We start from the raw sequence: 14,260 nt of genomic DNA, 5'->3' as shown, positions 1-14,260 counted from the left end.
ACGGAGATCTTCCCCGAACCTTTTTATACGCAAAGAGCCGCCGCCCGTCCGGGCAGCGGCTCTTTACGGCAGCGGCGGGAAAAAAGTACCTCAAAAAGTGGAACTGGTTGAATCCCGTTGTTGATTTGCCCTCCGGTTTGCGGTAAAATGAGACTATCCGGAGTGCCGCGTTTGGGGCGGTGCTCCGGGCCCGTGCAGAATGCGGAAACTCTGCCGGAAGTTTTGCAAACAGGAGGTTTTGCATATGAACGCCAAACGCATTCTTTCACTGTTTTTAGCAGCGGTTTTGACGCTGGGTGTCGCCGTGACCCCGGCTGTGGCCGCCTCGGCAGCGTCGGCTCTGCCCGGCAGCGCGGCGCTGGAGGAGAGCAACGGCCCGGTGTCCATCAAGCTGACGGCCTCCGGCCCGCTGGTGTACGGCTCTCCGTTTGAGCTGGTGGTGGAGACTCGCCCGGCCGAGACGCAGTATCTGGGGGTGGTGCTGGGCACCAAGGGCGAGGCAAAAGGCTTTGTGACCTTGGTCTTCTCCGATAAGATCCGCACCCTGCTCAAAATGATCCCGCTGCCCAAGCGGATGTCCGCAACGCCGGACCAGACCACCGATTTCAACCTGTATTCCTACATCAAGCAGCTCATCGACGGCAACGACGTGGAGGTGCTGCTTCGGGTGGCCGATGAGGTCGCCTCGGTGATGGATGCTCTGCAGTTTTATATCCCCACCATCAAGGATGTTTCCACTGGCCTCCGGCTGGCGCTGGAGATGATCCGCAAGTATCTGCCGGCGGGCAGCATGAGCCGCATTTATGTGGATGAACAGCCCAGCGATGCCGGCAGCTACATTGCCGGTGCCATCGCGCTGGAATCCGGTGATCTGAACACCGCGGGCGTGGCATTCTTCAAAATCAAGCCCAAGACGGAGGGCGTCCGGGTCTACTGGGCCCAGGAGGCTCCCGCCGCCATGACCGTGGAAGAGGCTCGGAGCTTCAACGCTGCCGCTGTCGTCGAGTCCGACGGGCAGGTGGTTGAGAACGGCAAGGTGACCTACAGCTATAAAAAGAAGAGCAGCTTCTTTGGCGGTACGACCATCGGCGGCTTCCCCACCGAGCCGGGCACCTACACGCAGACGGCCAAGGCCGCTGGCAACTACTCCAGCGAAAAGATCACCCGGACCATCGTGATCAATTAAAGACGCATAACAGCAAAGGCCCCGTGCACCGCACTGGCTTCTGTTATGTTGATCAAAATGAAAATGCTTACATCCGGAACCGCCAGCCCCAGCCGCCGCCACAGCAGCAGTTGCACAGCAGGTTGAGCAGGATCATGCTCCAGCACCAGCGCATCAGTCCGCCGGGCTGGGCGTAAGTGGTCTGGGTACGGTAGGTCTGGCCGGGGTTCTGCAAGTTGCGCAGGTGCATCTGGTACTCGGTATTATTCGGGTCCAGCTGGGCGGCGCGGCGGGCGTCCTGCAGGGCGTCGATGCTGTTGCCCAGGCCCTGGTTGGCCAGGGAGGAGAGGTAATACCAGCGGGCGTTCCGGGCGTTCATGCTGTCCAGCACCCGGCGGGCCTCGGCGTAGCGGCGGTTCATGATGAAGTTGCGGGCGGCCTGCATCTCGGCGCTGCCGGTGCTGTTGTAGCTGGCACCGCTCTGCTGCTGGTAGCCGCCAAAGTTGAACCCGAAACCGAACGGGTCGAAATCAAAGCCGCCAAAATCGGTATAGCCGTTGTTCTGGCTGCTGTAATAGCCGTTCTGCTGGTAGCTGCCCTGCTGCTGATAATTGCCGTAGGGGTTGCTGTAGCCCTGCTGCCCGTAACCATAGCCGCCGGCCTGCTGCTGGGTCTCACCCTTGGTGATGGCATCGTAAGCGGCCTGCACCTCCTTGAAGTGCTCTTCAGCCGTCGGGTCGTTGGGGTTCAGGTCCGGGTGCCAGCGCTTGCACTTGGCCCGGTATGCCTTTTTGATCTCTTCATCGCTTGCACCGCGCTGGATGCCCAGCACCTCATAGGGGTCTCTCATCGGTCTACTTCCTCACGTCTCTAGCATTGGTCACAATACTTTCTCAGTCTACAGGAACACAGAGAATAAATCAAGTGTTTCCGCGCCCTCTCCGTCATTTTTCTTCGCAAAATGACACCTCTCCCAAAGGGAGAGGCGAGACCTGGCGCGTGAGCGCCCGAGAGGGTTATTTCTCTTTTTTGGCGTTTTTGCAGTTGTATTTGAGCCACACGCCGGAATACAGGATGTTGCGCAGCAAGTCTGCATCCTCCACGCAGGGCAGGCGCTCAAAGCTCTTGGCGCAGCGGGCCAGCAGCAGCTCAAAAATTTCCCGCATCTCTTCTTCGTATCCGGGCTGCTGGCTCAGGGTCTTGAGCGGATTGTAGGCGCCCTTGCGCTGATCCCGCTCTAAATCATCGTAAGCGTCCAGCAGATAGAGATACTTGCCCAGGTGGAAGCCGATGCTCCGCAGCTCCGGCGACCAGTGATCCTGCTTGTAATCAAACAGCTCCGCCATCAGCTGGCCAAAGCAGCCGGAGACGGCGTCTAAATCTTCGCTGCCGGCGGCCTCATACTCGGCCAGCTGATCCAGGCAGCTGCGGATGGCCTCACATTGGCGGGGCCAGCGGGCGGCGGCGTCCTGTGTGGGGGCAGCCAGCAGTTTTTCAAACCCAAGGCCCAGCAGGCTGTGGTCATCGTTCCATTTATCTTGCGCGTTGTAGTAGTGGAGCGCCACGCTCAGATCGGCGCAGTAATCGGTGGGGCCGCTGGAACGCCAGTGGATCTTCCGCACCGGGTGGATGGGGCAGTGCCCGCAGCCCTGCACGCACTCCGTCTCGCCCTCGTACAGGCTGGAGAGGAGCAGGTTCAGAAACGTCAGGTCATAGCTCAGGGTCAACCGCCCGCGCAGGCCGTGCAGCGCGCCAATGCGGCGGCAGAGCCCGCAGTAAGCGGTGCGGTAGCGGGCCTGCGCCTCCGGGGAGAGGGCGGCCTGATTGGGGATCACATAACCAAACATAACTCAGCTCTTTTTGATGAACTGGGTGCCGCAGCGGGGGCAGGAGATCTGGATGCGGCCCCGGCCCCGGGGCACCCGCAGCTTCTGGCGGCACTGGGGGCAGCGGTAGTAGTGGTAAAGCTTGCGGTTCGTCCACTGGTCTTTCAGGCCGTTGGCCTTGCCGGTAATGCGGTCCTTGATGGTGTAGAACTTATAGTTCTCTTCGGTGCGCTTGGAGATGTTGCGGCTCAGAGAGCGGTAGTAGCACAGGATCAGCAGCACCATGCCCACATAAGTGAACAGGCTGACCCGGGTGATCAGGGAGATCAGCAGCATCACGATCGAGGCAATGCTCAAAAACTGGTTCAGGCCATCCGTGCCATAGCGGCCGATCATAAACTGGCGGAGTTTTTCTCTCATAAACGTCATCCATTCCTTTGCAAATACGCTTAAAAAGGAGGGCAGCCGGTGCTGCCCTTAACTGTTTCTTTGCCATTAGGATACCATGCAACCATGATAAAACTTTGAACAGAGTGCAAATCTATCATGAAAGGACGGGGTTTAAGCTCTGGATTCCTCCCGGCAGCGGATGGTCAGCACGGCCTCGGTGTCCAAAGCACCCTCCATTTTGCAATGGAGCACGGCCCGGCCGGCCTCGCCGGTGGTAGCCAGATAGGTGCCCGCCATGCCGCCCCGCAGCGGCACGACGCTGGGGCCCAGAATCTCCACGGGGCCTTCCACGCTGAGCTGAACAGCCTCGCTGCAGTAGGGCAGGAGGTTGCCGTTCTGGTCGATGGCCCGCAGGCTGACGGCGGCGCAGTCCCAGGTGGGGCCGTCGGTCAGGATGGGGTTGTGGACCGTGCATTCCAGCCGGACGCTCTGCACGGGCTCCCGGATGACGGTCTTGACGGCCCGGCCATGCCAGACGGCCTCAAAGCGGTAGACACTGGTGGGGCTGCCCAGCACGCCGATGTACTTGTAATACATCCGCAGCAGCTCCTGCGCGCTGAGCCGGAGCGAAAGCATCCGAGCCCGGGACAGGGGCGAGAGCTCCATGGCGTCCCGGCGCATCTCGTTGAGGATGGCGGCCACCTGCGGGGCCGCGGCCCGGTCCAGCCCCTCGTATTTTTCCAGCAGGGAACCCACGAAATCCTGGATTTCAATGGGCGGATGGGGAAGAGCCGCAAAACGGCCCCGGCGGTCAGGAGAAAACTCGGCCACAAAATCGTTGTCACGGTACAGGCGGACACTCTCGGCGTTGGTAAAGACCCAGCAGGCCACCGGAATGCCGCCGGGCAGATCGCCCAGTGCCATGCCGGAAGAGACTTCCAGCACGATGTCCGAGGGAGCGCGGGGCGTTTTCTGGCTGGCATAGACGGCGGCGGAGAGCTTCGGGTTGCGGAACAGGTCCATCACGCCGTGGTAGCTGACGCGGTCGCCGCTGCCAAACTCCCGGTGGGTGTTGTAATCGGTCATGCACCAGCCAAAGCTGCCGGCCACGCCCTGCTGGGCGATGCTGTCGTTGAGGACAGCCGCGTAGCGCAGAGCCTGCGCCAGCCGGTGGGGCTCGTCGTCAAAGGCTTTGGCGGGGAACTGCTGCCCCCCGAACTCGCTGATGAGATATCCCCGGCGCAGGTCCGGCGTCACGGCACTGCGGGGCTCGCACCCGGAGCCGCGGCCCCGGTAGGAGTAATCGTTGTAGGCATACACGTCCTCCAGCAGCTGGCTCTTGTGGAAGCCCCGGGCCCCGGCCGTGGGGCGGGTGGGGTCCAGCCGGTGGACGGTCTCATGGGTGCGCTTGTAAAACGCCTCGTCGTCGGCGCTGCCGCTGACCCGCACGCCCCACAAAAAGATACTGGGGTGGTTGCGGTACTGGCAGACCATCTCCCGGCAGTTCTGCAAAGCCTGGGCTTTCCAGGTGTCGTCGCCCAGGTGCTGCCAGCCGGGCATTTCCGTGAACACGAGGATGCCCAGCTCGTCGCAGGCGTCGAGGAACGCCGGGCTGGGGGGACAGTGGCTGGTGCGGACGGCGTTGCAGCCCAGCTCTTTTTTCAGCAGCTGGGCATCCAGCCGCTGGATGCTGTCCGGCATGGCATAGCCCTGGTAGGCGTAGCTCTGGTGGCGGTTGAGGCCCCGCAGCTCCACCCGCTGGCCGTTGAGGTACAGTCCCCCGGCCACAAACTGGAGGGTGCGGAAGCCAAACCGGGTGCTCCGCTCATCCAGGACACGGTCCGGCAGGCCGTTGGTGCCCGGACGGATGAGCCGGACGGTAAGGGTGTAGAGGGAGGGGTGTTCGAGCTCCAGGGGTGGACGCCGTTCAAAGTGCCCACGATAGGGAGGGAGAGTTCCCCCTGGTAGAGGGCCCGGCTGCCCGAGGGACTGCGGATCTCGGCCTGTAACGTGCAGCCCACCGTCTCGCCCACGGTGGAGGAATAGATGCGGAAATCGCCCTCGGCCTTTGCCTCGATGAAGATATCCCGCAGGTAGGCGGGCTCCTTGATGTCCAGCGAGACGGCGCGGTAGATGCCGCCGTAGGTCAGGCCGTCCAGCTGGCCGCCAAAGGGCGGGATGTTCAGATCCTCGCGGCTGTCGCACCGGACGGCCACCACGTTTTTCTGGCCCAGCCGGAGAGCGGCGGTCAGATCGACCGTAAAAGCAGTGTAGCCGCAGCCGTGGTGGAACATCCGCCGCCCGTTGCAGAAAACGGTGGCGTCGTGGGCCACTGCCCCGAACGTGAGCAGGACCGTGCGGCCCTCCCACTCCTTGGGCGCGAAAAACTCTTTCCGGTAGCCGGAAAGCCGCTGGCAATCGTTCTCGTTGCAGTAGTTGTAGGGCAGGGGCTTGACCGTGTGCGGGACGCGCACGGGGGTCAGCTCTTCCGCGCGGTCCGGCTGTACGAGTGCGGGGGTAAAGACGGGGGCAAACAGCCAGCCGTCGTTCCAATCGTAGTGTTCCATCGCCGTTCTCTCCCTCGGTGAATCAACATTCTCCTCCTATGCTACCACAAAGTTATGAACGAAAAAAGCACCGAAGTGCAATTTCGGTGCTTTCATGGGAAAATTATCGAATAAAATTGGTCATGGGGCGGCGGGGGTTCTCCGGGTGGGAGATCCCGGCGGCCTTGCCTGCCTCGATGCACTGGAGCAGCCAGGCCATGTTCCGGCCCAGCTCTTTCATCACGGCGCAGCCCTCTTCATCCTGCAAAACCTGTTCGGGGTTGGAGCCGTGCACCATGGGCCAGTAGGAGCCGCTCACCAGCGGCATGTGGAAGAACTCCGGGTACTTGACCAGCTGATCCAGCGCGGAGGTGGTGCCGGCCCGGCGGGCGGAAGCGCAGATGGCGGCGGGCTTATAGGCCAGATACTTGCCGCCCGCGTAGGCCAGACGGTCCAGGAAGCTGGTCATGTTGCCGGAGGCGGAAGCGTAGTGCACCGGGGTACCGAAGACAAAGGCGTCGGCGGTCCGGGCTTCTCGATGGCCTCGTTGACCACGCCGCCAAACACGCAGCCATTGCCCTTGGCACAGCCGCCGCAGCCGATGCAGCCGCCCACGGGCTTGGTGCCGACATTCAAGATCTCAGTGGTGATGCCGGCGGCGTTGAGCTCCCCGGCCACCAGGCTGAGGGCGGTGTAAGTGCAGCCCTTTTCGTGGGGACTGCCGTTGATGAGCAGAACATGCATAACAAATACTCTCCTTTGTGCGCCGCGCGGAAGTTCCGGCGCGTTCTGGCCTGATTTTAGCACAAAACAGCCCGGAGTGCAACGCAGCTACTTGACAAAGCACGGGGATTTGACTTTAATATAAAGTTACGAAAACAAGAGCTTTAAAGGAGGCCAAACATGCGCGTAATTGCAGGAGAAGCCCGGGGCAGACGGCTGGAAGCACTGCCCGGCACCGACGTGACCCGCCCCACCCTCGATCAGGTCAAGGAGGCCATGTTCAGCATCGTCCAATTTGATCTGCCCGGCGCCCGGGTGCTGGACCTGTACGCTGGCAGCGGCCAGCTGGGCATCGAGGCCCTTTCCCGCGGGGCGGCCCGCTGCGTTTTTCTGGATGAGAACCGCGACGCCGTGAACATCGTGATGAAAAACTGCAAAAACTGCGGCGTGTTTGACCGCAGCCGGGTCAACATCGGCGAGGCGGCCCGCTACCTCTCGGCCTGCCATGAGCAGTTCGACCTGGTTCTGCTGGACCCGCCGTTCCGGGGTGGTACGCTGGAAAAGATCCTGCCCGGCGTGGAGAAACGCGTGGCACCCGGCGGCATCGTCCTGTGCGAAAGTGAGACGGGCCTGGTGCTGCCTGCCGAGGTGGGCAGCCTGACCCTCAAAAAGCAGTATAAATACGGCAAGGTGCTGCTGTGGAAGTACACCAAACCCATGGCTGCCGAGGAAGAAACCGGAGGAGTGGAAGAATGAACGTAAACGAGCTTCTGGATACCATTGAGGACGCGCTGGAAGAGAGCGCCGGAATGCCCCTTTCGGGCGGCAAACGCATTGTGGACGTGGAACAAATTCGGGACTATCTGGACGAGGTCCGCTCGAACCTCCCGGTGGAGCTGCGGCAGGCCCAGTCCATCGTCAGCGACCGCGCCCAGCTGATTGAATCGGCCAACGCGCAGGCACAGGCCATCGTGAAAAAGGCGGAGGAGCGTGCCCGCATCCTGGTCAGTGAGGCGGAGATCGTAAAAGCGGCGCAGCAGCGCGCTTCCGAGATCGTCTCTGCCGCCCAGACCGAGGCCCGCACCGTCCGCCAGACCGTGACGGACTACTGTGACAATATGCTCAAGACCACCGAGGAGACCATGGCGGAAAATGCCGCCCAGGTCAAGAGCGTGCGGGCAAACCTGCGCCAGTCACCCCGCAAAACCACCCTGTGACCAGAGAAATTCGGCGGGCAAAATCGACCCCGAAAACGGAGTGTCTCGCTTCCGCGGCCCCTGTGAGCAAAAATGACGGCTCACAGGGGCATTTTTTGTCACATTTGGCAAGCGGAAAATCCTTGCAATCGGGGGCTTGATTTGTTAAAATAAACTTGTATCAGTGGGAGCGGAAGAATGGTGCAAAATTCCAACGCTTCCAGCCTGACAGCATCCCAATTTTGAGACATTTGAAAGGAGGCTGGGCCCTGTGGAACCACAAACCAACCCGCAAGCCTTTGACCCGGCCTCGTTTGAGCATATCCCTGTGCTGCTGAACGAGTGCCTGGACGGGCTTGCCATCGACCCGGCAGGCACTTACTTGGACGGCACGGCGGGCGGCGCGGGACACTCCCGGCAGATCGCCCTCCGGCTGGACGGCGCAAAGGGCGGGCGGCTCATCTCGCTGGACCAGGACCCGGACGCGGTACAGACCGCCCGGGCGCGGCTGGCGGGCCTGCCTGCCACGGTGGTACAGATCAACTTCCGCTATGCCGGACAAGCTCTGGAGCAGCTGGGCATTGAGAAGATCAATGGCGCGCTGCTGGACCTGGGCGTTTCCAGCCACCAGCTGGACGACGCGGCCCGGGGCTTTTCGTACCGGGCGGACGCCCCGCTGGACATGCGGATGAGCCAGGAGGGCGAGACCGCCGCCGACCTCGTGAACACCGAGAGCCGGGAAGAGCTGGCCCGCATCCTGCGCGATTACGGCGAGGAACCCTTTGCCTGGCAGATCGCGGGCAAGATCGTGGAGGCACGGGAGACGGCCCCCATTGAAACAACGCTTCAGCTGGCCGATATCGTGGCCAGTGCCATGCCGCCTGCGGAGCGGCGCAAAAACAAAAACCCCTCGCGGCGCACGTTCCAGGCGCTGCGCATTGCGGTCAACCACGAGCTGGACGCTCTGGAGGAGGGGCTGGACACCATTTTTGAGCATCTTGCCCCGGGCGGGCGGCTGTGTGTCATCACATTCCACTCGCTGGAAGACCGGCTGGTAAAGAACAAGTTCCGCCGCTGGTCCACTGCCTGCACCTGCCCGCCGGAGTTCCCGGTCTGTGTCTGCGGCGGCAAAGCCAAGGCGAAGCTCATCACCCGCAAACCCATTGAGGCGAACACGCGGGAGCTGGAAGAAAACCGGCGCAGCCGTTCCGCCCATCTGCGGGTACTGGAAAAAATTTGAATGCGTTACGGCATCTGAGTGAGGAGGAGACCTACCATGGGCCAGGCAGCATATGATATGAACGCGGTGCGCCGCAGAAGAGCACCGCAGACGCGGAAGAACGTCCCTCTGCGGGTGGAAAAAGGCGGCAAGCGGCGCCTTACCCCGTTCCAGGCTGCCATGCAGCACGCCATCCAGCTCATCTCGGTGGCGCTGATGGTGGGTTTTGCGGTCAGCCTGCTGTGGAGCGAAGCCCAGCTGGTGGAACTCAACGACCAGATCCAGGATGCCAAAGCGCAGCTGGTGAGCGAGCAGAGTCAGTATACATACTACAACAGTGCCCTGAACAGCAAAACGAACATCACCAGTGTGGAGGAAGCGGCCAGCCGCCTTGGCCTCATGAAGATCGACCAGAGCCAGATCACCTACATCCGGCTGGATGCGGGCAGCGTGCTGGTGCGGAAAGAATCGGCAGTCCACCAGTGGACGGATTTTCTGCACGATGGTGCCATGACCATCATTGGCGCGGTCAACCAGGCAAAATAAAACGAAATGACGGGAAAGCGTGCGGCAGTGCACGCTTTTTCGGTTTCTGCAGGAGTACGCAATGCAAGAATCCCCCAAGAACCATAAAAAAATCTACTACCGTCTGCGCCGCAGCGACCCGCACGAGCGTCTTGGCGCAACGCTGCGGCATTTCAGCTTCGGCGCGGCGGTCTTTTTTGTTGTGGCGGCGGCGGCCATCGTCATCCACAGCCTATATGACATCCAGATCCGGGATGGTGCCCGGTACCGCCAGTACGCCGCCCAGCAGCAGCTGCTGGACAGCACGATTCAGGCTACCCGCGGCGAGATCTACGATACCTCGGGCATCACGCTGGCATCCACCAGCGTGGTATGGACCATCTGGGCCGACCCCAGCTACAGCAGCGCTCTCTTCACCAGCCAGACGGACGACGACACCAAGGTGGTGACCAAGACCATCGACCCCGCTGCTCTCAATGAGGTGAGCACCCAGATCACCCTGCGGCTGCTCTCGGGCGATGGCGCGGCGCTGGACAGCGTGGATCCTTCTTCTGAAGCCTACAAGACCCAGTATCAGACGGTGTACGACGCCCTCTCCCAAAACGATTCATCCTATCAGGTGCTGGCCACCAAGGTCAACAACGCCGTCAAGCTCTCCATTGAAAAATACGTCTCGGAGTACAACAAGGCCCACAAAAAAGCCAACGCCGAAAAAGGCATCCGCAAGGGCCGCGTCTCTGTCTCCTCCACCAAGAGCTTCCAGCGGGATTACCCCTATGGTGCCTTTGCGGCCTCGGTGCTGGGCTTCTGCGATGCCGACGGCTACGGTACTTATGGCCTCGAAAAATCCTATGAATCCACGCTGGCCGGTGTGAATGGCCGCACCATCACTCTCCGCAATGCCTATGGCAACGCCATTGCCGACGAGAACGCCACCACTTACGAAGCCAAGGACGGCTCCAACCTTGTTCTCTCGCTGGATGTCAATATCCAGGAAGTGGTGGAGCGGTATCTGAACGAGGCCATCAAAGCCAACAATGTCGAGAACCGTGGTGCCGCCATCGTGATGAACGTCAAGACGGGTGCCATTCTGGCCATGGCCTCCAAGCCGGATTTTGACCCCAATAACCCGCTGGATTACAGCCAGAACCTGACTTATCTGGATGAACTGGTCCACGCGGAGCCGGAGCTCTACGGCATCTATCAAAAAGATGAGAATGGCAACTACATCACCGATGAGCGGGGCAATAAGATCCTGGACCCGGAAGGCGATTACTCGGGCTATTACCGTGACATCCAGTGGAAGAACAAGACCATCACTGAGCTGTACTACCCCGGAAGCGTCTTTAAGGTCATCACGGCGGCCATGGGGCTGGACTCCGGCCATGCCACCCTCAACACCACCCTGAACTGCTCCGGTGCCTACACCATTGCCAAGCAGACCTACCACTGCGCCGGCAAAAAGGCCCATGGCGTGCAGAATCTGGCCATGGCTCTGCGGAATAGCTGCAACATCTATTTCATCCAGCTGGGCCAGCGGGTGGGTTCCAGCCTCTTCTACGATTACTTTGACGCGTTCGGTTTCACCGAGCGGACGGGTGTGGACCTGCCCAACGAGACCAACTTTATGCAGTACTACAACGCCAGCCAGCTGGGCGAAGTCCAGCTCGCTTCCTCGGCGTTCGGTCAGGCCATGGCGGTCACGCCGCTGCAGGTCTGCACCGCCATTTCGGCAGCCGTCAACGGCGGCTACCTCGTCACCCCCCATGTGGTGGATAAGATCACCGACCAGAACGGCAACGTCATTCAGGAGATCGGTTCCAACATCCGCCGTCAGGTCATCAGCGAGAGCGCCAGCGACGCCATCCGCCAGATCATGGAATACGAAGTGGCGGACGGCACGCAGGGCGGCGGCGGCCGCGCCTACGTGGCGGGCTACCGCATCGGCGGCAAGTCCGGTACGTCCGAGCAGCTGAACATGGACCGCCGCGCCGACGGCGACTACAAGAAAGTGGCCTCCTTTGCGGCGGTTCTCCCTGCGAATGATCCGGAGATTCTGGTCTACGTCATGCTGGACGACCCCAACAACGCCAGGACGGACTACTCCTCCATTCTGGCGGCGCCTGTGGTGGGCAACATCATCAGTGAGGTGGCCCCCTACTTGGGCCTTGCGACCGACGGCGTGGACCGCGGCCAGACCAGCTACAAGGTGCCCAACCTCATCGGGCAGGAGTGGAGCAACGCACAGGTCTCCCTGAACATCAAGGGCCTCAAGCATCAGCTCATGGAGAGCAGCTCCGACCAGACCGCCGCCGTGGTCACTTACCAGTATCCCCGCGCCGGGGCCGAGGTGCCCTACGGCACCACCATCTACCTGTACACGGACACTTACGAGGGCAGCCACACCGAGGTGCCGGATGTCAGCGGCAAAAGTGCTGAGTTTGCCCGCCAGATGCTGGCGGCAGCGGGCCTGAACTGCACGGTGGAAGGCGATGCCAACGGTCTGGTCCAGAGCCAGAGCGAGGCCCCCGGCACCAGCGTCCAGCGTGGTACCATCGTTACAATTATTTGTGGATAAAACCTCTCCGTCATCCACGCTTCGCTCGATGACACCTCTCCTGTCAGGAGAGGCTTTGGCAGTCCGGTACGTTTTCCAGCAAATTAAATTCGTTTTATCGAAAACAAACTCTCTTTGCCAAGGGCTCCCCTGGTAGGAAAGACTCCCGCCGGGGCAGGGTGGCGACGCAAGTGCCGAAAGGGGAACGGCTGTCGAGCGATAGCGAGACTGAGAGGTTTAGACAGGAGAAGCATTATGGATAAAATCAGTGCAAGCGTTCTTTTAAAAGGCCTGGCCCCGGAGGCTTTGCCGATGAGGCAGCCATCGACCTTGTGACCACCGACAGCCGCGAGGTGCGCCCCGGGTGCATCTTTGTGGCGTTCCCCGGTGAAAAATTTGACGGCCACGATTTCGCGGCCAAAGCACTGGAAGAAGGGGCCGAATATGTCGTCCTCAACCACCCGGTGAAAGATGTCCCGGCGGGGAAGTGTTTCCTCTGCCCGGACAGCTACCGCGCCATGATGATGATGGGTGCCAACTACCGCCGCCAGTTTTCCCCAAGGTAGTGGGCGTGACGGGCAGCGTGGGCAAGACCACTACCAAACAGATGACCTACGCCGCCATTGCGGGCTTTGGCAATACCATCAAGACCGAGGGCAACCAGAACAACGAGCTGGGCCTGCCCCGCACCATGTTCCGCATCGGCAAAGAGACGGAGTACGCGGTGGTGGAGATGGGCATGAGCCACCGGGGCGAGATCGAGCGGCTGAGCCGCTGCGCCCGCCCGGATGTGGGCATCATCACCTGCATCGGTGTGTCGCACATTGGCAACCTGGGCAGCCAGGAGAATATCTGCAAGGCCAAGCTGGAGATCTGCGAGGGCCTGCCCAACGGTGCCCCGCTGGTGCTCAACGGGGATGACCCGTTCCTGCGGGCCGCGAAGCTGCCGGAGCATGTCCACCCGGTCTGGTTCAGCCTGGGGGATGAGAACGCGGACGTCTGCGCCCTGAACATCCGGCAGGAGAACGACGGCATGACCTTTACGCTGGAAGACCGGGAGGAAGACACCACCGAGGTGCACATCCCGGCCATGGGCCGCCACAATGTGGCCAACGCGCTGGCGGCTTACGCCGCCGCCACCCGGCTGGGCCTGAACGCCAAGCGGGTCATTGCGGGGCTGAGCCAGTTCCAGCAGACCGGGATGCGCCAGAAAGTGGTCCACAGCAAGGGCGTGGATGTCATCGAGGACTGTTACAACGCCAACCCCGACAGCATGAAAGCGGCCCTGGCCATGTTCAAAGAGTACCCCTGCAAGCGCCGCTTTGCCCTGCTGGGCGATATGCTGGAGCTGGGCGAGATCAGCCCGGAAGCCCATGAGACGGTGGGCAAACAGGCTGCGGAATACGGCGTGGACTTCCTCGTGGCCTATGGCCCGGAGGCGAAACGCACGGCCCAGGCTGCCGCGGCTGCCGGGGTGGAGGCCCGCCATGTGGATACCTACCGGGAGGCGGCAGAACTGCTGCTGGCCCGGATGCAGCCCGGCGACGCGCTGCTGGTCAAGGCCAGCCGGGGCATGGCGCTGGAAAAAGTGCTCGAAATCTTTTACAATGAGCAAAAATAAAAAGAAATATCAATTGGAGTAATACAAAAATGATCCGTTTTGCCTTGATCGTCGCCTCAACGCTGGGGTTCTTCCTCACGGCGGCGCTCGGGAATTTCATGGTGCCGCTGCTCCGGGCGTTCGGCCCCGGGCAGGAGCCCGAGGCACCGCAGACCTCTCAGCTGCAGCCGGACAGCGACCCGGACGACCTGCCGCCCCCGGCCACCCCGACCATGGGGGGCCTCTGCCTCATGGTGGGCACGCTGGCAGCGGTGGGCGTGGGCTGGACGGCCGCCTGCGTGGCAGAGCCTGCCCTGCTGGGGGATGAGGGCCTGTGGACCACCCGGCTCCTCATCGCGCTGTTTGGGGCGCTGGCCTTTGGGGCCGTGGGCCTGGCCGATGACCTGGCCCGCCTGCGCCGCATCGCGCTGTTTGGGGCGCTGGCCTTTGGGGCCGTGGGCCTGGCCGATGACCTGGCCCGCCTGCGCCGCCATGCCCCGCTGGGCCTCCGCC

Annotated in this window: 13 protein-coding genes and 2 pseudogenes; 9 read left to right on the top strand and 6 right to left on the bottom strand. The window is 61.8% G+C overall.

Annotation, left to right across the window (positions count from 1 at the left end):
* The first annotated feature begins 244 nt into the window (after positions 1-244).
* Positions 245-1,186, top strand: a complete 942-nt coding sequence (locus DXA70_RS08575) for a hypothetical protein (protein ID WP_128118222.1) — start codon at positions 245-247, stop codon at positions 1,184-1,186.
* 67 nt (positions 1,187-1,253) lie between these two features.
* On the opposite strand, the gene DXA70_RS08570 is transcribed toward DXA70_RS08575, so the two are convergent.
* The 6 genes and pseudogenes from DXA70_RS08570 to DXA70_RS08550 all read right to left on the bottom strand — a co-directional run bounded on the left by DXA70_RS08570 (position 1,254) and on the right by DXA70_RS08550 (position 6,671).
* Complete coding sequence (locus DXA70_RS08570) at positions 1,254-2,015, bottom strand: J domain-containing protein (protein ID WP_128118221.1); 762 nt, start codon at positions 2,013-2,015, stop codon at positions 1,254-1,256.
* A gap of 166 nt (positions 2,016-2,181) precedes the next feature.
* Positions 2,182-3,012 (bottom strand): DUF5685 family protein, encoded by an 831-nt coding sequence (locus tag DXA70_RS08565; RefSeq protein ID WP_112148677.1) that lies wholly within the window; start codon positions 3,010-3,012, stop codon positions 2,182-2,184.
* Positions 3,013-3,015: 3 nt separating this feature from the next.
* On the bottom strand, positions 3,016-3,411 hold the full coding sequence (locus DXA70_RS08560) for a hypothetical protein (RefSeq protein WP_128118220.1): 396 nt from the start codon (positions 3,409-3,411) through the stop codon (positions 3,016-3,018).
* Between the two features lie 141 nt (positions 3,412-3,552).
* Complete coding sequence (locus DXA70_RS08555; RefSeq protein ID WP_243001255.1) at positions 3,553-5,136, bottom strand: glycoside hydrolase family 2 TIM barrel-domain containing protein; 1,584 nt, start codon at positions 5,134-5,136, stop codon at positions 3,553-3,555.
* A complete protein-coding gene (locus DXA70_RS14450) occupies positions 5,043-5,948 on the bottom strand; it encodes a sugar-binding domain-containing protein (protein WP_243001247.1) in 906 nt (301 codons plus the stop codon). The genes DXA70_RS08555 and DXA70_RS14450 overlap by 94 nt, the downstream gene beginning before the upstream one ends.
* A 103-nt stretch (positions 5,949-6,051) precedes the next feature.
* Positions 6,052-6,671: pseudogene (locus tag DXA70_RS08550) on the bottom strand (flavodoxin family protein).
* A 159-nt stretch (positions 6,672-6,830) separates the two neighbouring features.
* Between DXA70_RS08550 and rsmD the strand changes: the two are divergent.
* The 8 genes and pseudogenes from rsmD to DXA70_RS08515 all read left to right on the top strand — a co-directional run.
* Complete coding sequence (rsmD, locus tag DXA70_RS08545) at positions 6,831-7,406, top strand: 16S rRNA (guanine(966)-N(2))-methyltransferase RsmD (protein WP_112115841.1); 576 nt, start codon at positions 6,831-6,833, stop codon at positions 7,404-7,406.
* Entirely contained in the window at positions 7,403-7,867 is a 465-nt protein-coding gene (locus DXA70_RS08540; protein WP_022257525.1) for a hypothetical protein, read from the top strand. The genes rsmD and DXA70_RS08540 overlap by 4 nt, the downstream gene beginning before the upstream one ends.
* Before the next feature lie 250 nt (positions 7,868-8,117).
* Complete coding sequence (gene rsmH, locus DXA70_RS08535) at positions 8,118-9,086, top strand: 16S rRNA (cytosine(1402)-N(4))-methyltransferase RsmH (RefSeq protein WP_128118219.1); 969 nt, start codon at positions 8,118-8,120, stop codon at positions 9,084-9,086.
* Between the two features lie 36 nt (positions 9,087-9,122).
* Positions 9,123-9,611: a cell division protein FtsL gene (locus DXA70_RS08530; RefSeq protein WP_112115842.1), complete on the top strand. Its 489-nt coding sequence runs from the start codon at positions 9,123-9,125 to the stop codon at positions 9,609-9,611.
* A 61-nt stretch (positions 9,612-9,672) separates the two neighbouring features.
* Positions 9,673-12,168, top strand: coding sequence for a penicillin-binding protein 2 (locus DXA70_RS08525; RefSeq protein WP_128118218.1), 2,496 nt, complete (start codon positions 9,673-9,675; stop codon positions 12,166-12,168).
* A 311-nt stretch (positions 12,169-12,479) separates the two neighbouring features.
* Complete coding sequence (locus DXA70_RS14445) at positions 12,480-12,713, top strand: Mur ligase domain-containing protein (protein WP_243001246.1); 234 nt, start codon at positions 12,480-12,482, stop codon at positions 12,711-12,713.
* 5 nt (positions 12,714-12,718) lie between these two features.
* A complete protein-coding gene (murF, locus tag DXA70_RS08520) occupies positions 12,719-13,768 on the top strand; it encodes a UDP-N-acetylmuramoyl-tripeptide--D-alanyl-D-alanine ligase (protein WP_243001245.1) in 1,050 nt (349 codons plus the stop codon).
* 29 nt (positions 13,769-13,797) lie between these two features.
* Positions 13,798-14,260, top strand: a pseudogene (locus tag DXA70_RS08515) (hypothetical protein); the annotation flags it as partial.

This window comes from Faecalibacterium sp. OF04-11AC, from assembly GCF_003460645.1.
Classification (GTDB): domain Bacteria; phylum Bacillota; class Clostridia; order Oscillospirales; family Ruminococcaceae; genus Faecalibacterium; species Faecalibacterium prausnitzii_I.
This window is presented reverse-complemented; position numbering and strand designations above follow the sequence as displayed.